At 60.4% G+C, this 23,464-nt stretch carries 19 protein-coding genes; 1 reads left to right on the plus strand and 18 read right to left on the minus strand.

From position 1 onward, the window contains the following. Positions 1–10 precede the first annotated feature (10 nt). The 7 genes from fliK to ACFPM8_RS18630 form a co-directional block, all read right to left on the minus strand. Positions 11–1,333: a flagellar hook-length control protein FliK gene (fliK, locus tag ACFPM8_RS18600; protein ID WP_378999743.1), complete on the minus strand. Its 1,323-nt coding sequence runs from the start codon at positions 1,331–1,333 to the stop codon at positions 11–13. A 16-nt stretch (positions 1,334–1,349) separates the two neighbouring features. Then, the gene (locus ACFPM8_RS18605) at positions 1,350–1,676 is read right to left on the minus strand and encodes a flagellar protein FliT (protein WP_378999745.1); all 327 of its coding nucleotides are present in this window, start codon (positions 1,674–1,676) and stop codon (positions 1,350–1,352) included. A gap of 25 nt (positions 1,677–1,701) precedes the next feature. Beyond that, the gene (gene fliS / locus ACFPM8_RS18610) at positions 1,702–2,154 is read right to left on the minus strand and encodes a flagellar export chaperone FliS (RefSeq protein ID WP_378999746.1); all 453 of its coding nucleotides are present in this window, start codon (positions 2,152–2,154) and stop codon (positions 1,702–1,704) included. A 9-nt stretch (positions 2,155–2,163) separates the two neighbouring features. Continuing rightward, entirely contained in the window at positions 2,164–3,609 is a 1,446-nt protein-coding gene (gene fliD / locus ACFPM8_RS18615; protein WP_378999748.1) for a flagellar filament capping protein FliD, read from the minus strand. Between the two features lie 54 nt (positions 3,610–3,663). Further along, a complete protein-coding gene (locus tag ACFPM8_RS18620) occupies positions 3,664–4,053 on the minus strand; it encodes a flagellar protein FlaG (RefSeq protein ID WP_378999751.1) in 390 nt (129 codons plus the stop codon). Positions 4,054–4,245: 192 nt separating this feature from the next. Next, positions 4,246–5,067, minus strand: a complete 822-nt coding sequence (locus ACFPM8_RS18625) for a flagellin N-terminal helical domain-containing protein (protein WP_378999753.1) — start codon at positions 5,065–5,067, stop codon at positions 4,246–4,248. A gap of 91 nt (positions 5,068–5,158) precedes the next feature. Beyond that, positions 5,159–5,287: a hypothetical protein gene (locus tag ACFPM8_RS18630; RefSeq protein WP_378999754.1), complete on the minus strand. Its 129-nt coding sequence runs from the start codon at positions 5,285–5,287 to the stop codon at positions 5,159–5,161. Between the two features lie 541 nt (positions 5,288–5,828). On the opposite strand from ACFPM8_RS18630, the gene ACFPM8_RS18635 reads away from it, so the two are divergent. Beyond that, positions 5,829–6,188, plus strand: coding sequence for a hypothetical protein (locus ACFPM8_RS18635; protein ID WP_378999756.1), 360 nt, complete (start codon positions 5,829–5,831; stop codon positions 6,186–6,188). A 173-nt stretch (positions 6,189–6,361) separates the two neighbouring features. Here ACFPM8_RS18635 and ACFPM8_RS18640 read toward each other — a convergent pair whose 3' ends face one another. The 11 genes from ACFPM8_RS18640 to ACFPM8_RS18690 all read right to left on the minus strand — a co-directional run bounded on the left by ACFPM8_RS18640 (position 6,362) and on the right by ACFPM8_RS18690 (position 23,448). Continuing rightward, positions 6,362–7,006, minus strand: a complete 645-nt coding sequence (locus tag ACFPM8_RS18640) for a beta/gamma crystallin domain-containing protein (protein ID WP_378999758.1) — start codon at positions 7,004–7,006, stop codon at positions 6,362–6,364. A 135-nt stretch (positions 7,007–7,141) separates the two neighbouring features. Beyond that, on the minus strand, positions 7,142–7,264 hold the full coding sequence (locus tag ACFPM8_RS18645; RefSeq protein WP_378999759.1) for a hypothetical protein: 123 nt from the start codon (positions 7,262–7,264) through the stop codon (positions 7,142–7,144). 31 nt (positions 7,265–7,295) lie between these two features. Continuing rightward, positions 7,296–7,718 (minus strand): avidin/streptavidin family protein, encoded by a 423-nt coding sequence (locus ACFPM8_RS18650; RefSeq protein ID WP_378999761.1) that lies wholly within the window; start codon positions 7,716–7,718, stop codon positions 7,296–7,298. Positions 7,719–9,059: 1,341 nt separating this feature from the next. Beyond that, complete coding sequence (locus tag ACFPM8_RS18655; RefSeq protein WP_378999762.1) at positions 9,060–10,181, minus strand: class I SAM-dependent methyltransferase; 1,122 nt, start codon at positions 10,179–10,181, stop codon at positions 9,060–9,062. Between the two features lie 16 nt (positions 10,182–10,197). Next, entirely contained in the window at positions 10,198–10,923 is a 726-nt protein-coding gene (locus ACFPM8_RS18660) for a class I SAM-dependent methyltransferase (RefSeq protein WP_378999764.1), read from the minus strand. 10 nt (positions 10,924–10,933) lie between these two features. Beyond that, positions 10,934–11,725 carry a phytanoyl-CoA dioxygenase family protein gene (locus tag ACFPM8_RS18665; RefSeq protein ID WP_378999766.1) on the minus strand — a complete coding sequence of 264 codons (792 nt, stop codon included), beginning with the start codon at positions 11,723–11,725 and terminating at the stop codon, positions 10,934–10,936. Continuing rightward, complete coding sequence (locus tag ACFPM8_RS18670) at positions 11,722–12,243, minus strand: GNAT family N-acetyltransferase (RefSeq protein WP_378999768.1); 522 nt, start codon at positions 12,241–12,243, stop codon at positions 11,722–11,724. Before ACFPM8_RS18670 ends, ACFPM8_RS18665 begins: the two co-directional genes overlap by 4 nt. Position 12,244: 1 nt before the next feature. Continuing rightward, a complete protein-coding gene (locus tag ACFPM8_RS18675) occupies positions 12,245–13,294 on the minus strand; it encodes a hypothetical protein (RefSeq protein ID WP_378999770.1) in 1,050 nt (349 codons plus the stop codon). After that, on the minus strand, positions 13,287–14,045 hold the full coding sequence (locus tag ACFPM8_RS18680) for a WbqC family protein (protein WP_378999772.1): 759 nt from the start codon (positions 14,043–14,045) through the stop codon (positions 13,287–13,289). The genes ACFPM8_RS18675 and ACFPM8_RS18680 overlap by 8 nt, the downstream gene beginning before the upstream one ends. An 8-nt stretch (positions 14,046–14,053) precedes the next feature. Then, on the minus strand, positions 14,054–15,175 hold the full coding sequence (vioA, locus tag ACFPM8_RS18685; RefSeq protein ID WP_378999774.1) for a dTDP-4-amino-4,6-dideoxy-D-glucose aminotransferase VioA: 1,122 nt from the start codon (positions 15,173–15,175) through the stop codon (positions 14,054–14,056). Next, positions 15,172–23,448, minus strand: coding sequence for an O-linked N-acetylglucosamine transferase family protein (locus ACFPM8_RS18690; protein ID WP_378999775.1), 8,277 nt, complete (start codon positions 23,446–23,448; stop codon positions 15,172–15,174). Before ACFPM8_RS18690 ends, vioA begins: the two co-directional genes overlap by 4 nt. Positions 23,449–23,464: the final 16 nt, after the last annotated feature.

The raw sequence follows: 23,464 nt of genomic DNA on the forward strand, positions 1-23,464 counted from the left end.
CATCTCTGCATCATCCATTTAGCGCATCGTGAGGAGTCAACGGCGCAAACTGCAAGGCCGTCAACTGCAATCCGGCAGCGGTAAGACGTTGCCGCAAATCATCGCCATCAGCGCGCAATGCCGCCATGCTGGCATCGTCGGCGGCGGCCAGATGCGCTTGCAGCGATCCGCCGTTCATACTCAAACGCAACTCGAGCGCGCCCAGGTTCGGCAAGCTCATTGCCAGCCGCGTGCTCCAGACTTTTGACGCGGCATCGGCGTCATCGGCGTCCGGCTGGCCCTGTTGCCGCTGCCTGATTTCCCAATCCATTTTTGCGTTCGGCCAGGCCTCGCCGCTCCAGCAAAATACCGGCGCGGCCAATAACTCAAGCTGCTGGCGCACCAGCGCCACGGCGTCCGGATGCATTGCGGCCGCGACGTTCGCCACATGATTGTCGACGTGTACGGATTCGGCAGGGCTGGCAGCCGGCATGGCTGACGGCGCATGCTGCGGTCGCGCCGGCGCAACCGTGCCCGAAGCATCCGCAGCGGCCATGCCGTAGGCTGCGGCCACATTGGCGGCGCTGGCGCTGGAATAAGGACCGGGATGGCTACGCAAACCGGCCGGCGGCACATCTTGCGCTGACGCAACGACATGCGCTTCCAGTTGCGGTTTGGTGCCGGCGCTATCGGCCGGCGGTTTGACAATGCTGGCTGCCGGACCGGCAAATATCGGCAATTCGCCGTTCGCCATGCCTTGCTGCGCGCCTACGCCAACCGCTGGCTGCGGGATCAGCGCTGCGTTCGGCTCCGGCAACGCCTGTTGCGGATCGCCGCTCAACAACTCGGGATGACTCTGCGCCAGCGGTCCGAGACGGGCCTGCGGCTCCTGCGCCAATTGCGCCAGGGTCCGCTCGCCGGCGGCAAATTGGATTAAATGGGATTCGTAAAATAGTCCGCTGCCAGTCACCGTTCGCGCCAGCGCTGTCGCCAGCTGTTGCGGCAACGGAGCCTGGGCGGAAGACCATAGCGGCGCGCTGCCGCGCACCGGTGCAGCGCTGCCGGAAGCAGCGCCGAGAATCTCGCTGATGGTGCGCGCGGTCGCGCTCAAGACGGCGCCGCCGGCTGCCGATTGCCTGGCGCCGACTGCAACGTTTACCGCACCCGGCTCCAGCCCCAGCTGACGCTCGATGCCGGCCCGCGACAACAGCCGCGTATCGTTATTGCTTGGTTCGACGTCGGTCACAGGCTCCGGCCCGCCGATCGCCAGCTGCGCCTTCAGCGCCACCAGATCCGAGCGCTGCATAGCAGAAACTGTCAGCAGCCGGTCGACGAGAGGTGTGCCGCTGGCCATAATCAGTCAGCCGTCGCTACTGGCCGTAAACCTGATTCACATGCTGCTGCCGGACCAGATTGCCCAGCAGGGCGCTCAATTGCTTCATTTTCGGCGTGATCAGATCGCGAATTTCAGCGTCGTCGGCCAGTATCTTGCTCAACAGCCGGTGCTTGTGCGCCAGCTGCGACTGATCCAGCGCAGCCACCGGCGTGATTTCCTTGACCCGTTCGACGCAGGTGCGAACTTGCTGCTCCACCGTCATCAGACCATCCCAATCGCCCTCCCGCGCCAGCTCCAGCATGCGTCCGGTCAGCGGTGCGATTTGCTCGTAACAGTGCATCAGTTCGTGTTGAGATCCCATATCACTCTCTTATCGTCAAATGCGTTCAAGCGGTCGCCGCAGCGGCGTCCAGCTCCTGGATGGTTTTGAAACTGCCGGCCTCGCGCCATGCCGAGCCGACGCTTTCCAGCAAGCGGTCCGCCTCGTCCAGCAAAGCCGGATCGTTGTGCAGGTTGGCGTGCAACAGTTGCAGGCTGATGTAATCGTAAAGCGCCGACAGGTTGTCCACCAGCTCGCGTTCCGCCCTATCGTTGACGTCGACGTCCAGCGCCGCTTTCAAACCGTTGTCGACGATATTGATCGCCTTCGAGACCGCATTGCCCTTGGCCGCGATCTCGCCCTGCGCCATGTGATGGCGCGCCATCCGGATCGCGGTTCTGGCGCCTTCGAACAGCATCACCATCAACTGCTGCTGCGAAGCGTTCATCACGCTGGTTTCAAGACCCAGCCGGGCATAAGCTTTGGCGCCGGCATTGGGAGATGCATATGAAGCGTACATAGTTGATCCTTATGCCGAAGTGCCGGACGAGAATTGCGACGTCAGATAACTGCTGGTGGACTTCATCGAACTCATCAACACGTCGAGGTTGTTAAATTGCGTTTTGTAACGCGCAATCGTCGCATCGGCCACGCTTTGCGCGCTAACAATCTGGTCCGCCAGCGACTTCAGGGTTTTATTCACGCCATCGGTGGCCGATTGCAAAATGCCGCCCGTGTTGCTGAAGCTGGTGATCAAGGTCGACATTTGCGAGCCGATGCCGGTGGTGCCGCCGATGCTGGAAAACAGATTCTGCACCCCGCTCATATTGGTGTTCAAGGCCGCCGACAATTTGGTCGAATTGATCGCCAGCGTGCCATCGAGCTGGAACGACACCCCGATATTCGACAACATCGTCAAGCTGCCGCTCGCCTGCGGCGTGTTCAGCTGCGCACGGATACGGGTCTGGATGCTTTGCAGCGTGTAATCGCCGGTCAGCGCCGACTGCGTTTTGGCCGCCACGTTGAACGCGCTCAAGGTCCCTTCCGTCGTGTGCAAATTGTTATAGGCCGTCACAAAAGCCGTGATCGCCGTTTGCACGTTGGAAGTATTGTTGGCGAGAGTCAGCGTGCTGTTGCCGGTGGTGAGCAGGTTCATGGTCGTGCCCTGCACCGCGCCGGCCACCGTATTCGAAGCGCTGGTGACAGCGATGCCGTTGACCGTCAGCTTGGCATCTTGGCCGACCACGGTTTGCTGCAAATTCTGGGTCGCCGTCGGGTCGTTCGACAACAGATTCGACACTGCCGCATCGCCGCTGACAGTGATCTGCATGCTCGACTTCGCACCGGTGGCGTTGGACGTCAATACCAGCCGGTTCGGCGTGGCGCTGCCATCATTGACAATGGTTGCCGTCACGCCCATCGCGCTATTGCCGTTGATCGCATCGCGAATCCCGGCCAGCGTATTGTTGCTGGAGTCGATCGTGATCGAAGCAGCAGGACGGCTCGCATCCGCAGTGAACGTCGCACCTGTATAGGTGCCGGTGCCGGCATTCAGCGTACCGCCCGAAATCGCGCCGAACTGGAGCGAGACCGTGGTCGACGCGCCGCCGCCTATCGTCGCGGTGGTGCTGGCCACGCCGGTCGCCACCAGCGACTGCGCCTGCCCCAGTTGCGACACAGCCACAGCATATGTGCCGGCCTTGGCAGTGGTGTCGGAGGTGGCCGTCAACACGCCGGTGCTGCTGGAAGTCGCCGTCACGCCCTGGAACAAGGATGGCGCACCGAGCGCCGCCGACGCCGTCTGCAATGCGCTCAAGCCGCTTTGCAGCGTGCCGTACGCCGACAGCTTGGCGGTGTAACTGCTCTGCTGATTGGTCAGCATCGTCACCGGTATCTGCTCGGCATTCGTCAAACCGGTCAGCAAAGTATTCAAATCAAGTCCAGAACCAACACCCAGGCTAGAAACCGTCGTCATATCAGCACCCTCTCAAATCCAATTAATCTCGACTCAGCAAGGTCCATCCGGACCCTATGCCTTCTGCGCTACCAGCACACCCTTCATCTGCTCCGTCATCTTGGCGATCCGTACCGCCTCCACCGAAGGCAGTTGCAGCAGCACCTTGCCGTCATGTTGATCCACCACCTGCAGGATCGCTTCCTTATAAGCAGGGTCGATCTGGAACTGCACACTGACCGAACGCGCATTCAGCATCGCATTGATGTCATCCAGCGACTGCTTGAGCTGCGCCGGATGGACCTCAGCCGCATCCTTCACCTTCTTTTTATCCACCCCATCGGCTGCAGCAACGCCGTTAGCGCCGCCAGCGCCGACGTTCACCGCCGGTGCAGCGGCCTTATCCGCCGCCAGTTGAGCCAGCGATGCAGCGCCAAGCGCCACGCCTGAAGTTGAAATCGACATTGCTACTCTCCCGTCAAAACCGCTGTCCGCTCACGCCTGCACATTGCGCATTTGCCAAGCATGACTGGACAGCCTTGATTACGTCCATTTACACCACCCATACGATGGGCACGCCAGAAACACAATGGGCCGCCGCAAGGGCAGCCCACCGCCGCCAACGCATCAAGCGCGTTGGCAGCGTCATCCAGTCGATTATTGCAGCAGCGACAGAACGCCTTGAGTCGATTGGTTAGCCTTCGACAACACCGAAGTACCAGCTTGTTGCAGGATCTGCGAACGAGTCATGTTCGACACTTCAGTTGCGTAGTCAGCATCTTGAATGCGTGAACGCGAAGAAGTCAGATTGTTGACTGTTGTGCCCAGGTTGGTCACAGCCGAGCCAAAACGGTTTTGCAATGCGCCCAGTGCGCTGCGTTGTGTATCGACGTTAGCGATAGCTGTGTCGATAGTTGCCAAACGGGTTGCATCGTTAGCTGTGTTGGTGACGTCAACAGTAGTAGTAGCGGCGCCCAACAGAGTCGACGAATCGGCCTTGGTCAGGTTCACGGCGATGGTTTGGCCGTCAGCGGCACCGACTTGGATGTTCACGGTTTGAGCCGATGCCAACACCTTGTTGCCGTTGAAGTCGGTTTGTTGCGAAGTGCGGTCGATTTCGTTGAAACGTGCGGTAATTTCGTTCTGGATCGATTGCTTGTCGGCCGAAGTGTTAGTGCCGTTGACAGCTTGCACAGCCAATTCGCGGATACGTTGCAGGTTGTCGCTGATCGAGCTCAGTGCGCCTTCAGCGGTTTGCGTCATCGAAATGCCGTCATTGGCGTTACGCGAAGCTTGTGTCAGGCCGCGGATGTTGGCGGTAAAGCGGTTTGCAATTGCGCTGCCGGCAGCGTCGTCCTTGGCGCTGTTGATGCGCAAGCCGGATGACAGACGCTCGATCGAAGTAGCCAACGAGTCTGCCGACTTGTTCAGGTTGTGTTGGGCAACCAACGAAAGCATATTGGTATTGATGACTGACATGGTAAGACTCCTGTTACTAAAGTTAGTGGATGCCGGCTAAGTCGCCGTAACGTTTGCTTCCCTACAGGGATGTAAGCCACCGTTGTTCTTGTTATCGGCAGCGATAGCGAAAACCTTTAGGGTTGCCTGCAAAAAATTTTTCCTGGGTCAACTTGCCGAGCAAATTCAGGCTGCGCCGAAGTGCGTAGGTAGCGGTTGAGCCGAAGGCGAAGCCCAGCATTTCCATCTCCGTCCTCTAAACGAGTCAATCGGAGATCGCTGCGTAGGTCGGAAAAGCGCAGCGCCTTCCGACGGCGAGAATCGCATCAGCCGGTCAAGCCCTTGGCTGTTTTCCGCGGTGCGCCAGACGTCGGAAGGGTGCAGCAGGGGTTTCAGATGGCATGCCATCTGCCTGCGGAACGGTATCCGCTTGCAAGCGGATACGCGCCCTGCAAGGGCTACGCTTTTCCGACCTACGATCTGACGCAAAATAGTGTTTGAATTTCAAGAAAAACTGCGCTATCTTCGTCACGTCGTGAGAAAGAGCGGCCTGGTTGGAGAACCAGAGTTATGAGTGACACCGGGCAGACAAGCCGCTCCCGAGCGGTTTTTTTTCGTCTGCCCCTATCAATTGTTGCGTCTTCTATGGCGGGCACTTGGTGGGGAGGGCTTCGGGCCCTACCGGTTCATGGTGTCTACTCGCCGGTTTCTCCACCCTGCTTCGTGCCCGCCTCCTTCGTCAGCCGACGAAGGGCGGAAAATTCACCGCAAAAGGAGATCGCATGACATACGCCAGAAAGCCTGACCAAACCACTATCTTCCCACCCGAAATCGGTTCACACGAAGAAGCGCTGCACAAGCCGTTCTCCTGGCTGGTCGCAGCATTGCAGCACGATCCGGCGGCACAATTCACGTCCTTCACGAAGAACTACAGCTATGGCATCCGGACCTGCATGGAAATGGTCCATGCCACCGATTTGGCCAGCGGCGATCATGCCGATCCGTCACACCCGCCGCTGTTGAGCGTCACTGCCCGCGAGGAGTTGATGTTGTTTTCGATCGAAGCCCTCGGCACGCTGGGCGACCGGGCTAGCGAAGAGATTGAGCGCCTTAACCAAAAGCACGCCAAAGGCGCGCGGTAGTCGTTGCGACAACGGAGATGGAAATGTTGTGCTTTCCAGCCCAAGCTACCCAATCGTTGACGCCGTCAAATTGTTGGGCATCTCTAAAGCCGAACGCTCCATCTTGAGATTCAAGATGGAGCGTTCGCAGCGTGCGTTATTCCGGCAATGCACGTTTTAATGCGGGGACTGAATTATCTCCAAACGAACTTGAATACATTCCCGTCTTGGGTATAAGTCAAATTGGCGGACCCATAATCAGGGATATTTTTCGCGTGGGGTTTGCCGTCTTTCCAGTAAAAATGCAGCGCGCCGTTCGGGTCTTCATATTCGCCAGAAGTTTTTCTAACAAAAATTGCCGTGACTACGGGAGTACTTTCGATATCGGTCACTTTCAGTGTCGCAAATACCCGAGGATTATTCGGATCAATTCCCTCCTCAGGCTGTGGGTTGGGTTGCGTGACAGAGCCAAAACCGGCGCTCTGCAGCGTCATTGTGCGACCCTCGCCGGTGCTATCGCTAAACGTAAACAGGATGGCATGCTCGCCGTCTTTGCTCAGAACAATGAAAGAGCTCATGCCCCTGATATCAATATCCGGCGTATCAACAATGAATTCTTTTTCAGGTTTCCCAAAACCAGCCGCATAGTAGGCGAGAACCTTGCATGAACGACCTACTTTGACCGAGTTCAGCTTGTCGTTCAGAGGACGGTATTCTCTGTAAATATCGACTTTTGAGCCAAGCGTAGACAGATAAGCCTTGCCCTGAAAGTCTCGACCTTCATAGAAAATCACCTGAGTAGGTTCCGGGTTTGTCTGCGTGGTTTCTGTTAATGACATGGATACATCCTCAATTAAAATTGATTGCATTGCCCCTGATTTATCCTTCATTGACGATGCGCAGCGGGGTTTGTGCGCAGGCTAGTCGGTGTAACCGGGGTTGATACTATGCAGCGCCCACCGCATTGCCTACTGTCAGAAGCGGTAGGTTTGCTTATGGTATTTGGCACGGAAATGCGTCAGGGCGGCCGGAGCCTGATCCATGTCTTGTTCGCTTCCGCAAGGAGTGCAACTGTGACCGTTTTCGTTTGAATCCATGAATTTTCCTCCTCAAGTTATCGATGAGTTCTTAAGCCTTCTGTACCGGATGAGAAAAGTGGCCGCGCGCGAGCGCCTTCGACACCATGTCGTCGGTCGGCCGTTGTCGGGTAAAAACGTCCTGTCCGATTTGCGTCGATGCCCAATCCTGGCTAGGCGACGTTTCCGAGGTCAGCAGCCACATTGCGATCAGCACAGGCTGGTGGTTGCCGTTGGTTTGCAGCTGGCCGCACCACGCCGTCGTGCTGTGGGAATTGCCGGAGGGATTGACCCAGGCGACACTCCACGCGGTGGTTTGACTCGCATCGCCGGAACTGTTGATCATGCCCTGCAATGGGTATCTCCCTTGCGCCGTGCCGACGCCGGTCTGATAGGTGCCGGTCAGCACATTGCCGTTTTGCTCGATGGTCATGGTCGAATTCAATTCGTTGTACCAGACTCCACTTATATTCATGACGCCCTCCGTAACGTGATTGAACAAAGCTGGCCTGATGCCGCAGAATTTGCGCCAGCGGTCTGTTGTGCCTGCAATTAAATATGTGCTTGCGTAGTGGGATGGGTTAGCTGATAGATCTGACAGGATTCCGCCGACTTGCCGCCTTTGCCAAAGCTTGGCTGGAAAGTCCAATGTTCGGTTGTGGTTGTGGTTGAGCCGAAGGCGAAGCCCAAGCTACCTACTGTCGATGATGCTGGTGATCGGAGCGACCGCAAACTGTAGCTCACCGGGGTCGGAGTTTTTTTACGCGGGTTTTTGCGTAAATTACTCTGACCCCGCTGAGCGGTCTACGGAGTGCGGACGGTTGCAATCGTTCGTCGTTTGCCGCTTGTCGTTACTTAAAACGGCCGCTACTCCGTGGATACTAGTCGGGGGTAGCCCGACAGCTAGTCACTGTTCTTGCTTCGCCAAGAAAAGTAACCAAAAGAAGGCGACCGCAAGCCACTGCCTTCCCTTCGGTCAGGTCCCCAAATGGGCCAACTATTAGCCGGGTGTGAAGGCAAACTCGCTGCGCTCAGACAAGCCTTCCCACAATTCCCGGCTAACAGTCGTCCCATTTGGCAGCGTCCCAATGCGGAATTCAACGTCAAAAACAACCCCAACCCCTCGGCGCTCCGTGGGCCGTTAAGCGGCGGTAGGTTGGGCTGCAAAGCCCAACGCTTGACGCGACAGCGGTGAAAATGTTGGGCTTTCCGGTTATGTAGGGCGGAAAAGCGCAGCGCCTTCCGCCGTTTTATATGCGTCAATCGCTTGTGGTACGTCGAGCGGCGGATAACGCTGCGCTCATCCGCCCTACGCACGTAGTAGTTAATCGGGGACATAGTTTAAGAGGCACCGCAGCGTGTCGAATTACTGTGTCCCAGATTAACGGACCACGGAGCGCCGAGGGGTTGCTTTTGACGTTGAGGTTGCCGTTGATCTTGAATTCCGCATTGGGACGCTGCCAAATGTGGTGGCTGTCAGTCGGGAATTGTGGGAAGGCATGTTTGAGCGCAGCGAGTTTGCCTTCACACCCGACTGATAGACGACACATTTGGGGACCTGACCGAAGGGAAGGCAGTGGCTTTGCGGTCGCCTTCTTTTGGTTACTTTTCTTGGCGAAGCAAGAACAGTGACTAGCTGCCGGGCTACCCCCGGCGAGCTTCCACGGAGTAGCAACCGTATTAGCTACGCGACGAACGAACGATCGAACACAAACGTACGCACTCCGTAGCCCGCTCAGCGGGGTCATAGTAATTTACGCGATAACCCCGCGTAAAAAAACTCTGACCCCGGTGAGCTACTTTTGGCTATGCAATTTCAAACTTCAGTCACCCGCCCCGACAACTGCAAAAACAAAGCACTCCCCATCACAAACGCGACATCAATATCATCCCGATGCGCAGCGATAAACTCATCCCCTGCCCGCTGCGGCCCATCGCCATACGGCCAGATATAGTCATCCACGATGATCCAGCCCCCCGCCATCACCAAGCCGCTCCAGGCCTCGATATCGGCCTTGGCCGCGGCGTAGCTGTGATTGCCGTCGATGTGCAGGATCGCGATCTGGCCGGCGTAGCGCGTGGTGCCGAACGCGGCGGTGGTGACCTCGCGTTGCGCTCGATAATGCTGCGCGCCGTCGGTCGATGGCATGCGCAAATAATTGACGTGATCGGCGTTGTACGGCAGCAGGTTCATTTCAAACACCGCCAGCGCCTCTTCCGCATCGACTTGCGCCGAAACCTTGTCGACCATGCCTTGCGCGTCGTTTTGCACCAGATGCGCGTTCGACCAGGGGTCGACACATAGCAGCTTGCCGATGCCGTAACAGCGCGCCAGCCGGGCCAGGATGAAGGCCGATTTGCCCCACCAGCTGCCGATCTCAACGATGTCGCCGGCCGGGCTGCGACGCGCGATTTCGCACAGCACGCAAAATTTCTCGTGGTCGCACATGCCGGGGATCACATCGGCGTGGCGGAACAAGGCCGCCAGTTCCAGCGCCGCCATCGACGGCTTGGACGCAATGTTCGAGGCCAGCGGCAGAGGCTGGGCCAGCAGGGTCTGCGCATGCTGGCGGGCGGTGCGATAGCCGCTCAATTCCATATTGGCCGGCGAGTCGTTCACCAAAGTCACCCCTGGCGCAAGCTGCGGCAAGACCCGATTCAAATAATCCCAGACCACCATATTGGGGGTATAGATGCCGCCGATATCGGATGCTGCGATGGCTTGCTTCAGCGCTTCGTCAAATTCCGGTTCGGTCACAAACGGCAGCGACAGCCAGGCCGGATATTTTTCTTGCGAGGCATCCAGCGCCAGCGACGATGCGCCTATCACCGCCTGTCCCTCGCGCCGGCATTTTTGCATGTACTCCAGCGAACGCGGCATCCCTCCTGGAAAAATCAGGATGGGCTTGGCGCCGCTCACGGTATTGTTATCGTTCATCACGCGTCCCTTGCCGTCAGTCTTTAGTACAGACCAGGTAAATGCTGGCCGACAGCTCCGGGTATTGCATGCCCAGCGCGTAGCAACCGTCCAGATAGCCTTGGTCGATCACTTGGTGCTTCAGCGCCAGGTCGAACTGGAAATTGGCCAGCGGCTTGAAGAACACGCCGCCTCTTGAGGCGATCTGCAAGCCGGCCCGGCGCGCATCGTGCTCCAGCGTATCCAGACTGTACGTGCAGCGATGGCCGTGCGCCAGCTCGCCCGCCGTCACCGCATTGTTGGTCTCTATCAGCCCCATCTTGACCGCGATCTGGCGCGACGCGGCGTCGGCGTTCGGCACCACCACAAACAGCCGCCCGGTCGGGCTCAGCCATTGACGGATGCGGGCCAGCGCCGCCACCGGATCGTCCAGATGCTCCAGCGTGTGCACCAGGAAGATCGCATCGTAAATCGGTTCCAGTTCGGCGGTTTCTATCGTTGAATGGATGAAGCGCACGCTGGCCGGGACCTTCTTCTTGGCTACCTCGATCAGGCTGTCGGCGGCTTCCAGCACCGTCAGGTCGTCGAAATGTTCCACCAGCAGCTTGGTCGCCTCGCCCTCGAAACAGCCAAGCTCCAGCGCCTTGCCTTTGGCAAAAAATGGCGACAAGGTGCGCATCGTGTAGCGCCGGATCACGTAGTCGAAATCGTAGGCGTATTGACGCGCCGTGTTGTCCTGGTACTCGTTGTTATGGTCTCTCATAGATTTCTCTTTAGCCTTGCCCCGGTTTATACATTCGTTTTTCTGGTGTCTGGTACCACTCGTCATAGCCGTTCGGCACCCGCGCGTTATAGCCCAGCAGTTGCCGCATCTGTTCATTCTTCGGATAGTCCTCGCCCAGCATGCGCGGGTAATCCATTTGCTGTTTGAAGAACGGCCGGGTGAACGTCAGCGTCAGCGCCATCCGCGATTGCCGGGTGGTGTTGGGCGCGGCGGAATGCCACAGGTTGGAATCGAACAGCACCACGCTGCCGGCCCAGCCGGTGGCGCGCACCGCATGCGCTTCCAGGTAGGCGTCGTCCGGCCGCTGCTGCACGCGATGGCTGCCGGGCACCACTTTGGTGGCGCCGTTTTTCACCGTGAAATCGTCCACCATCACCAGCATGTTGAGCATCAGGCGGAAGTCTTTCGAATAAGTCCGCACATCGCGATGAAAGCGCTGCCCATGTTTGTACGCATCGCTGGAATACGGCAGGTTGTTCAGCGCGCCGTAAGAGTTCAGGATGTATTCGCCTCCGAAATAGGCGCGGATATATTCATCCAGGTAGAAGCCGTACAAGAACGCTTCCAGGCTGTCGCCGCCGCCGACGATGTGATGGGCGGCTCCTTCCATGCCGGCTTCGAGTCCGTTTTTCTGCTGCCATAGCCGGCAGATTTCCTGGCGCTTGGGGATGTCGATCCGCGCTTGCTCCAGCAAGTGGGTCGGCACCACTTGTTCAAAAATGACATAGCCCGACACCTCCATTTGATACTGGAAGTCGGCAATACTCAGCTTGGTGTTCATATTGATTCGAACTCATGTGCAAGAATCGCCATCTGGATCAAGTCCTGATAGCGGCCGTCTTTGAATACCGCCTGCCGCAAAAATCCTTCTTCGACAAAGCCCACTTTTTTGTACAGGCCGAGGGCGCGCTGATTGTTGGCCAGCACCGTCAAATGAATCCGGTGCAGGTTCAAGTCGTTGAAAGCATGGTTCAGCAGCTGCTGCATGGCGGCCAGGCCGACGCCCCGGCCTCGGGCCTCGGCTTCGCCGATCCAGATTGCGCACTCGCCGGCGCGATTGATCCAGTCGATGCCCAGCAGGTAGACCAGGCCGATCGTCTGCTGCGTGCGCTCATCGCAAATCGCCAGGCGGACGTTATTGTTCCTGACCGACAAATAATGATCGAACCATTTTTCATCGACTTCCTCGCCGACGAAACGAAACACGCCGCCCAGGTCGGCCACCAGTTCCTGCCGGTTGCGCCAGCGGTTGACCACCGCCATATCCGAGCGCTGCAACTCTCTGACAAAGATGCCCATTTCAAAACACCCGCTTCATTTGGCGCAGCAGCAAATCGCACACCAGTTCCAGGTCCGCCCGTTCGTAACGCTGATCGCAAGGTATCGGCAGGCATCCATCCACCAGCTGCCGTTCCAGCGCATCGTCGGCGACCCTGGTGCGCACTTCCGGCCAATAGCTGGGGATGAAGACGCGCTCGGCGGCCAGCGCCTCGCGCAGCGCTTGCACGTTGCCGTACTCCATCAGAAGCGGATAGCACAGCGGGCCGCCGATCCGCACCACGTCAAGGTCGAGACCGTTCAAATGTTTCAGGCGCTGATGCAGATAGACAAAATTGGCGTTGCGGCGCTGCTTGATGCGGTTCAGGTCGATGCTGGAAAACAGCCGGGTCGACAAGGTCGACATCCGGCGCGGCTGGGTGTCGCGCAAGGTTTCCTCGGCCAGCTTGAAATCGGCGTAGCCGGCTTCGGCGCTGGTATCGAGCCGCTGCAGCAAATGCGAGCAGCGCGCCACCGAGCCGCTGTCGATCTCGGTCGGCTCGCTGACCTTCAAGGTGGTGTGCAGCAAGCCGCCATCCGGCAAGCCGAAAAACTTCCTGGGCGAATAGATCGTAGCCAGACAATCCTTGGGCGTCGCGAAAAAAGCCTGCGAGTGATCCATGATCAATTGCGACGGCTTGAAGCGTCTTAACAGCCGCTCTTCCTGGTCGCTGCACAGGCCGAAATAATTGACGTACAACAGCCAGTCCTGCGGTTCCAGCACGACGTCCTCGTCCACGCCGAGTCCCGGGTCGAGATCGTAAAAAACAATCTCCACATCCAGCGCATGCAGCGGCGCCAGCATGGCGTCGCAAATGTACTTGGGCATCCAGACCCGCTGCGGCTGCCCTACGCTCAACAGCGCATGGAAGGCGGCGCGCGCCGATTGAAACCGGATCGCGCTGTGATGCAGGGGAAAGGTCGATACCGGCAATTCCAACTCGAAATATCCGCCGATGGCTTTGCTGCTTGCCGTGTTTTGCGCTGCGGGGGTAATTGCACTCAACACTGCTTTTCTGGCTACGTTATGCATAGCTCGCTCCTGCGCTGACAGGCATGGTTGGGTTCCCATGCGAGATCAATTGAAAGGCATCAAGGTGCTGCCTGATGGCGACCGGTCCGACCGCCATCAGGGCATCGATGATCGACAGATAAGGCACAAAATTGTCGGCTCTGTGGTAACTCCTTTGCTGGTAAGGCAGCGGCTGCATGACGATGAAGCGCAGGTCCATGCCTTCCTGCCGGAAAGCATGGTCTGCGTACAGCGTTTGCCCGCCTTGCGTATTGATATAACTGGCGGCGCCTTCTCTTTTGCAGATATCCAGCACCCGCGCCTGCCCTGACAGCTGCGAATTTTCGTAACAACGGCTGCTCAGCACGAACTTGGTCTTGATCCCCATGAACCGCGCCAGCGCTTGCAGCTGGTGCGCCAGGTAGTCGGACAGCATCGTTGCGTCATGCCGGATCAACCGTTCGACCAGCGGGAACACCAGGTCGAAAAAAGGCGCTTTGTGATAGGTGATTTCCACCGTCTTGACCAGCTTGTCGCGCCACAAGGGGTCGGGCTGCAAGGCGGTGTCGCAAATCCGCATGAACGACGACGACTGGTGCAGCGGTGCGGTGAAGAACACCGATGCGCCGTTGATCAACAGACGATTGCGGTTGATCCAGCCGCCTTTGATATAAGCCACATCGTCGTAAATGACAAAGCGATCGACCGCATGGATCAATTGCCAGTAGCCGATGTATGGAAAAAAATACGGCTGCATGATCGCAAGTTTCATGATGCTTCTTACTGCCCCACAATAATGTTCAAAATAAAATCGACCTGCTCGCCGCTCAGCGTCGGATAAATCGGCAGGCAGATCACTTCGCTGGCGGCCTTGCCCGCCACCGGCAGGTTCGACTGCGCCGCCGACGGCAAGCCGCGGTACATCGGGAAGTCGCTGATCAGCGGATAAAAATAACGCCGCGCAAACACGCCGCAGTCGCGCAGCTTCTGGAACAGCGCATCGCGGCTGAGCGGGTAATCGGGCCGCACCAGGATCGGGAAGTAGGCATAGTTGGCGACCTGCTCGCCGGTATCGGGCAGGCAATGGATCCCGCGCACTCCCGCCAGCCCTGCGCGGTAGCGGGCATCCACCGCCTGCCGCTGTTGCAGCGCGGCGTCTATGCCCTTCAGTTGCAGCAGGCCGAAGGCGGCGTTGATCTCGCTCATCTTGCCGTTGATGCCGGGCGCGACCACCGTGACCTCATCGACGATGCCGAAGTTTTTCAGGTTGTCGATGCGCTGCTTGGTCTTGGCGTCGTGGCAGATGATCGCCCCGCCCTCAAAGGTATTGAATACCTTGGTCGCATGAAAACTCAGCACCGACAGGTCGCCGTGGTTAAGCACGCTGACGCCGTCCGTTTGCACCCCGAACGCATGCGCCGCGTCGTAGATCACCTTCAGGCCGTAGTTGTCGGCGATCTTCTGGATCCGCGCCACGTCGCACGGATGGCCGTAGCAATGGACCGGCATGATGGCGGTGGTTTGCGGCGTAATGGCGGCTTCGATCTTGGCCGGATCCATGTTGAGCGTGACCGGGTCGATGTCGACAAACACCGGCTGGATGCCATTCCATAACAGCGAGTGGCTGGTGGCGACGAAGGAATACGGCGTGGTGATCACTTCACCGGTGATGCGCAGCGCCTGCATCGCGGTCATCAAGGCCAGGGTGCCGTTGCTGAACAGCGCGATGTGCTTGACCCCGAGGTAGTCGCACAAGGCCTGCTCCAGCTGCTGGTGAAACGGGCCGCCGTTGGTCAGCCACTTGTTTTCCCAGATTTGCTCCAGGTAAGGCATGAACTCCGCCAGCGGCGGCAAGTACGGTTGGGTGACGTAAATCGGCGGTATTTCGTGTGCTGCGCTCATCTGTTAGCCTCTTGCATGCTTGCGTGGTTCACTTCAAATGATTCGGTCGACAGGCCCGCGCACCAGCGCTGCCACATGGTGCGCAAGGCGTGCTCCAGGCCGGCCGCGATCAACGCCGGCCGGTTCGGGACGGATTGCTCGAAACGCTGGCGCAGCCCGGCCCGCAGCTCTGCCAGCGCCGGCACATCGGCCGCCAACGCCAAGCCCTGCTGCACAAATCCGGCCGCATCCTGCGCGACCCAGGCCTCCAGTCCGACGTGACCGAGTATCCCGGCTCCGGTGCGACCGGCTACCGTGTCGCCGGCTAGGGTCAGGGTCGGCACGCCCATCCACAATGCATGCAAGGTGGTGGTGCCGCCGTTGTACGGAAAAGTATCGAGACAGACATCGACCCGGCGATGCAGCGCCAGATAATCCTGCATGCTGGAACGCGGATAAAAATCCAGCCGCTCGCGCGCAATCCCTTCCGCCGCGAACCAATCGACCAGCTCGCCGTATTGACCATCCTGCGGCATCGCCGCCAGCAGCATCCGTGCATCGGGCATTGCGCGCAGCAGTTGCGACCACAGCGCAATCACGGCGCGGCTCAGTTTGCTCGGACGGTTGAAACTGCCGAAGGTCAGGTAGCCATTGTTCAGCGCCGGCAATGCGTTGACCGGCGGCGCATCTGGGCTCGGCAGGAACGGCGCATTGGCCGGCAGGTGCACCAGCTTTTCCGTGAATTGATGATCGAATTGTCCGGGCGGCAAAATGCAGCGGTCGCTCAGGAAGTAATCCATGCCGCTCAGGCCGGTGGTGCCCGGATAACCCATCCAGCTCATCTGCAGCGGCGCCGGTTTGCGGGCAAACGTCAGCAGCCGATTGTCGGCGGTGTGGCCCGACAGGTCGATCAGCAGGTCGATGCGGTCGGCGCGGATTTTCTCCGCCAGCGCGGCGTCGCTCAGCGCGGCCACCGGATGCCAGTGCGCCACGTGCGACCGCAGACGCTGGGTGACTTCATCCTCGGTCGCATGATTGGCATACGCGTGCAGCGACAAGTTGCTGTGCGCGCTCAACTGCGCCAGCACCGGCTCGATGAAGGAGGCCATCGCATGATCGCGCAAATCGCCTGACACCAGGCCGACTTGCAGACAGCGTTGCGGATCGCGCGGATTGTCGTGCTGCGGCCAGTGCGCCCGCAGCGGCGCTTCGAATTGTTCGCCGAAGCGGCGATGCTCGGCCAGCAAGGCCGCTGCATCCACCGCTTCGTTATGGCTGATACAAAACAACAGGTTGCTGTGTGCTTCGGCGTAGTGTGGTTTCAGCGCCAGCGCCTGACGCAACGCGGCTTCCGCTTCCGTCAGCCGGCCCAAGCTGCGCAGCAAGGTCCCCAGGTTGCTATGCGTGACCGCATCTTCCGGCTTCAATGCCAGCGCTTGCCGATAGTGTGTTTCAGCCTCAAGCAGCCGCCCTTGTTCTTGCAACAGCGCGCCCAGATTGGCGTGCGCCGCCGCGTGCTGCGGCCGGATCGCCAGCGCCTGGCTATAGCTGGCTTCGGCTTGGGCAGCGCAGCCGAGATATTTGAAGGTATTGCCCAGGTTGCTATGCGCCTCCGGGTCTTGCGGCAATAGGTCTGCCGCGGTTTGCATGGCCGCCAGCGCTTGCTGCAGCTGGCCCTGCTCCTGCAACACCACGCCTAAGACTTTCCAGCCAAAGCCGTCGCCGGGGAAACGCACGGTCAACGCACGCGACAGCGTCTCCGCTTCGCTCAGCCGGCGCTCGCCATACAGCGCCACCAGCGCGTGGATCTCGGCCGCGCTGGGCCATGCTTGCTGCTCCAGCTGCGCCGCCAGCGCATCGACTGCCGCGCCCTGCAAACCGTGCTGTTGGCCTAGCGCCAGCACCTGACGCGCCGTGTCCAATTGCTCGGCCTGTATCAGCGCATCGATATAACTCAACCAGTAATGCTCCTGCTCCGGCTGGGCTTCCAGCGCTGCGGCCAGGTAAGGCAGCGCGGCGGCCGCCTGTTTCATCTGCACTGCCAACAGGCCCAAATGGTAGTTGGCCCCGGCGTGCTGCGGCTGGGCATCGAGAATCGCACGGTACAGGTTTTCAGCTTCGGCCAGCTGGCCGGACTGGTGCTGATTCACGGCCAGTTGCAGCGTGCTGTCCAGCGTTTGCGCCAGCTCCTGCAGCGCTTGCTCCATTGCCGGGGTGGCTGCCGGCGGCGGCGCGGAAGCGTCGAACGAGACTGCCGGCAAACCGTCGCACCAGCGTTGCCACATGGTGCGCAATGCACGTTCCAGGCCGGCGCCGATCAGTGCCGGCTGGCACGAGTCGGCTTGCGCAAAACCGTCGCGCAACACCGCCCGCAAGCTGGCCAGCGCCGGCAGATCGGCCGCCAGCGCCAAACCCTTTTGCACAAAATCCGCGGCATCGTACGCCACCAGTGCGTCCAGTCCGACGTGGCCGAGTATCCCGGCTCCGGTGCGACCGGCTACCGTGTCGCCGGCCAAAGTCAATGTCGGCACGCCCATCCACAATGCATGCAAGGTGGTGGTGCCGCCGTTGTACGGGAAGGTGTCGAGACAGACATCGACCCGGTGATGCAGCGCCAGATAATCCTGCATATTGGAACGCGGATAAAAATCCAGCCGCTCGCGGGCGATCCCTTCCGCCGCAAACCAATCGACCAGCTCTTCGTGCTGACCGTCCTCGCGCATCGCGCCCAGCACCATGCGCGCATCCGGCAAGGCGCGCAGCAAGTGTGACCACAGCGCGATCACGGCGCGGCTCAGTTTGCTCGGGCGGTTGAAACTGCCGAAGGTCAGATAGCCATTCTTCAGCGCCGGCAAATCGTTGACCGGCGGCGCATCAGCGCTCGGCAGAAACGGCGCACTGGCCGGCAGATACACCAGTTTTTCGGTGAACTGATGATCGTATTGGCCGGGCGGCAGGAAGAAGCGGTCGGTCAGGTAGTAGTCGATGCTGTCGAGTCCGGTGCTGCCGGGAAAGCCGATCCAGCTGACCTGCAGCGGCGCCGGCTTGCGGGCGAAGCTCAACAAGCGGTTGTGGGCGGTGTGGCTGGACAGGTCGAACAGGATGTCGATGCGGTCGGCGCGGATTTTTTCCGCCAGCGCGGCATCGCTCAGGCCGACCACCGAATGCCAGTGGCCGACATAGCCGCGCAGGCGCTCGGTGACGCTGTCTTCGGTCGCATGATTGGAATAAGCGTGCAGCGACAAATTGGGATAAGCCGCCAGCTGCGCCCATACCGGCTCGATAAACGAGGCCGCCGCGTGGTTGCGCAAATCGCCCGAGACGAAGCCGATTTGCAGGCAGCGTCCCGCCTCGCGCGGATTATCGTGCTGCGGCCAGTGCGGCCGCAACGGCGTTTCGAACTGCTCGCAAAAGCGGCGCTGCTCGGCCAGCATCGCCGCCGCATCCACCTGTTCGCTGTGGCTCATGCAAAACAACAGATTGCTGTGCGCTTCGGCATAATCCGGCGCCAGAGTCAGCGCCTGCCGCAGCGCGGCTTGCGCTTCGACATAACGGCCCTGGCCTTGCAGCAATGCGCCCAGGTTGCAATGCGCCTTGACGTAGTCCGGCTTCAATTGCAGCGCCTGCCGATAGCGCGCTTCGGCCTCGTCCAGCAAACCCCGGTCTTGCAAGGTCGCGCCCAGGTTGTTATGCGCCTCGGCGTAGGCCGGTTTCAGCGCCAGCGCTTGCCGGAAAGCGGCTTCGGCCTCCGGCAGACGTCCCAGATCCTTGAGGGCGCTGCCCAGGTTGTTATGCAGATCGGCGTCATCCGGCGCGATCGCCAGCGCCTGCCGATAGCTCGCTTCGGCTTGCGCCGGACGTCCCAGATCCTTGAGGGTATTGGCCAATTTGTGATGCAGATCGGCCGCGGCCGGCATCAGTTGCAGCGCCTGCCGGTAACTGGCTGCGGCTTCCTGCAGCCGGCCCTGGCTGCGCAATTGCGCGCCTAACGCGCTGAGCGTGAGACCCAGGTTGCGCTGCGCCTCGGCATCCTGCGGCAACAGTTGCGCCGCTTTTTGCATCGGCAGCAAGGCCTGCTCCAGCCTGCCCTGCTGTTGGCGCACCACGCCCAGCATCTTCCAGCTGAAGCCGTGCTGCGGAAAACTCTTCGTGATCGCCTCGGCCAGCGTTTCCACCTGGGCCATCTTGCCCTGCTGATACAGCGCGACCAGCGCGTCTATCATTTTTTTGGCTGGCAATGCGGCTGGCGCGGCGGCCGGCAAGGCTGCCTCAAAAGAGACTGCCGGCAAACCGACGCACCAGCGCTGCCACATGGTGCGCAAGGCGCGCTCCAGACCGGCCGCGATCAATGCCGGCTGGCTGGTCGGCGACTGTTCGAAACGCTGGCGCAGCCCGGCCCGCAGTTCTGCCAGCGCCGACACATCGGCCGCCAGCGACAAACCCTGCTGCACGAAAGCCGCCGCATCCTGCGCGACAAACGCATCCAGCCCGACCTGACCGAGAATCCCGGCCCCGGTCCGGGCCGCGACCGTATCACCGGCCAGGGTCAAGGTCGGCACGCCCATCCACAGCGCATGCAGCGTCGTGGTGCCGCCGTTGTACGGGAAAGTGTCGAGGCAGATATCAACCTGCTGATGCAGCGCCAGATAATCCTGCATATTGGAACGCGGATAAAAATCGAGCCGCTCGCGGACTATCCCTTCCGCCGCAAACCAATCGACCAGCTCTTCGTGCTGACCGTCCTCGCGCATCGCGCCCAGCACCATGCGCGCATCGGGCATCGCCCGCAGCAAGTGCGACCACAGCGCAATCACGGCGCGGCTCAGTTTGCTCGGACGGTTGAAACTGCCGAAGGTCAGGTAGCCGTTGCTCAATGCCGGCAAATCGTTGACCGCTGGCGCGTCGGCGCTCGGCAGGAACGGCGCATTGGCCGGCAAGTGCACCAGCTTTTCGGTGAATTGATGATCGAATTGCCCGGGTGGCAAAATGCAGCGGTCGCTCAGGTAGTAATCCATGCCGACCAGGCCGGTAGTGCCCGGATAACCCATCCAGCTCATTTGCAGCGGCGCCGGCTTGCGGGCAAACGTCAGCAAGCGATGTTTGTCGGTGTGGCCCGACAGGTCGATCAACAGATCGATGCGGTCGGCGCGGATTTTTTCCGCCAGCGCGGCGTCGCTCAGGCTGGCTACCGGATGCCAGTGCGCCACGTGGCCGCGCAGGCGCTGGGTGACTTCATCCTCGCTCGCATGATTGGCATAAACGTGCAGCGCCAAGCCGGCATGCGCGCGCAATTGCACCAACACCGGCTCGATGAACGAAGCCATTGCATGATTGCGCAAATCGCCGGACACCAGGCCGACTTGCAGGCAGCGTTCCGGCTCGCGCGGATTGTCGTGCTGCGGCCAGTGCGCACGCAGCGGCGCTTCAAATTGTTCGCCGAAACGGCAATGCTCGGCAAACAAGGCCGCCGCATCCACCGCCTGGTTATGGCTCATGCAAAACAGCAGGCTGCTATGCGCCACCGCATCCTGCGGCTTCAGCTGCAGCGCCTGCCGCAAGCTGGCTTCCGCTTCGGCCAGCCGGCCCTGGCCTTGCAGCAGGCTGCCCAGGTTGTTATAGCCGTCGGCGTAATGCGGCTTCAGTTCGAGCGCGCCGCGGTAGCTGGCTTCGGCTTCGCTCAGGCGGCCTTGCTGTTGCAGCAGCACGCCCAGGTTGTTATGGCCTTCGACGTAGTTCGGCGCGATCTGCAAGGCTTGCCGATAACTTGCTTCAGCCTCTGCCGTACGTCCCAATTCTTTATGGATATTGCCCAGGTTGCTGTGCGCTTCGGCATAGGCTGGCTTGAGTTCCAGCGCGCGGCGGTAGCGGGCTTCGGCCTCGGACAAGCGGCCCTGGTTTTTGAGCGTGACGCCCAGATTGTTATGCGCTTCGGCCGCTGTCGGTTGCAACTCCAGCGCGCGCCGATAGCTGGCTTCGGCTTCGCTCAGCCGGCCCAGATTGGTCAGCGTGATGCCGAGGTTGCTATGGGTCTCGACGTCTTGCGGCAACAACGCCGCCGCAGTTTGCATAGGCAGCAGCGCCTGCTCCAGCCGCCCTTGCTGCTGCAGCACCGCGCCCAACACTTTCCAGCCAAAGCCATGCTGCGGATCGGCCGCGGTCAGTGCCCGCGCCAGCGTTTCCGCCTCGGCGAAGCGGCCCTGGCTGTATAAGGTCGCCAGCGCTTCCAGCTGCTGCTGAGCGGACGGCTGGCTGCTCTGCGTTGCGTTCTGTACTTTAGCGCCGGCCTCAAACGACACGGCCGGCAAACCGGCGCACCAGCGCTGCCACATGGTGCGCAGTGCGCGCTCCAGGCCGGCCGCGATCAATCCCGGCTGGCTGGGCGCCGATTGTTCAAAACGTTGACGCAGTCCGGTCCGCAACTCTGCCAGCGCCGACACATCGGCCGCCAGCGACAAGCCCTGCTTGACGAAAGCCGCCGCATCCTGCGCGACAAACGCATCCAGCCCGACGTGACCGAGAATCCCGGCCCCGGTGCGGCCGGCAACCGTGTTGCCGGCCAAAGTCAAGGTCGGCACGCCCATCCACAATGCGTGCAAGGTAGTGGTGCCGCCGTTGTACGGGAAGGTATCCAGGCAAAAATCGACCCGGTGATGCAGCGCCAGGTAATCCTGCATATTGGAACGCGGATAAAAATCGAGCCGCTCGCGCGCAATCCCTTCCGCCGCAAACCAATCGACCAGCGCATCGTATTGACCATCCTGCGGCATCGCCCCCAGCACCATGCGCGCATCCGGCAAGGCGCGCAGCAATTGCGACCAAAGCGCGATCACCGCGCGACTCAGTTTGTTCTGGCGGTTGAAGCTGCCGAAGGTCAGATAGCCGTTGTCCAGCGCCGGCAACGCATTGACCGGCGGCGCATCTGCGCTCGGCAAGAACGGCGCGTTGGCCGGCAAGTGCACCAGCTTTTCGGTGAACTGGCTATCCAGTTGGCCGGGCGGCAAAATGCAGCGGTCGGTCAGGTAGTAATCCATGCTGACCAGGCCGGTGGTGCCCGGATAACCCATCCAGCTGGCTTGCACCGGCGCCGGTTTGCGGGCAAAGGTCAGCAAGCGATGCTTGGAGGTGTGGCCCGACAGGTCGATCAGGATGTCGATGCGGTCGGCGCGGATTTTTTCCGCCAGCGCGGCATCGCTCAGGCCGACAATCGAATGCCAGTGGCTGACATGGCCGCGCAAGCGCCGGCTGACGTCGTCTTCGGTCGCGTGATTGGAATACGCGTGCAGTGACAAGTTGGGATAAGCGGCCAACTGCGCCAGCACCGGCTCGATGAACGAGGCCATCGCATGGCTGCGCAAATCGCCCGAAACGAAACCAACTTGCAGGCAGCGTTCGGCGTCGCGACTGTTGCCATGCTGCGTCCAGTGCGCCCGCAGCGGCGCTTCGAAATGTTGACCGAAACGGCGGTGCTCGGCAAACAAGGCCGCCGCATCCACCGCCTGGTTGTGACTCAAGGTGAACAGCAAGGTGCTGTGCATCACGACATCGTCCGGCCGCAGCTGCAGCACCCGGCGCAGGCTGGCTTCAGCCTCGCTCAAACGGCCCTGATCCTGGAACAAGGCGCCCAGATTGCCATGCACCACGGCGTCGTCCGGCTTCAGTTCCAGCGCCCGCAAGTAGCGCGCTTCCGCTTCCGTGTAGCGGCCCTGGCCGCGCAGCAGCGCGCCCAGGTTGCAATGCGCGACGGCGTCCTGCGGTTTCAGTTCCAGCGCCTGTCGGTAGCTGGCTTCGGCTTCGGTAAAGCGATCTTGCTCTTGCAGCAGCGTGCCCAGATTGCTGTGCGCCTCGGCATAGGCCGGTTTGAGCTTCAAGGCGCGCCGATAGCTGGCTTCGGCTTCGGCCTTACGCCCAAGCTGGTTCAGGGTATTGCCAAGGTTGTTATGCAGCTCGGCCGAGGCCGGCATGATTTTCAGTGCGCGCTGATAGCTGGCCTCGGCTTCGGCCAAACGCCCGAGCGCTTTGAGCACGATGCCCAGGTTGCCATGAGCCGCCCCGTCCTGCGGCAAACATTGCGCCGCGGTTTGCAGCGGCAACAGCGCCTGCTCCAGCCGCCCCTGCTGTTGCAGCAGCGAGCCCAGCATTTTCCAGCTCCAGCCATGCCGCGGAAAACGGCCGGTCAGATCACGCGCCAGCGTTTCCGCTTCGGCCGCACGGCCCTGGCTGGTCAGCGTGACCAGGGTCTCGATCTCTTGCGGGCTGGGCTGCGCTTTGCCGGATGGCTTGGGGAAAACGGTCATGGTGGACAGGAAAAAA

The organism is Paraherbaspirillum soli (assembly GCF_042654985.1).
Taxonomy (GTDB): Bacteria; Pseudomonadota; Gammaproteobacteria; order Burkholderiales; family Burkholderiaceae_D; genus Paraherbaspirillum; species Paraherbaspirillum soli.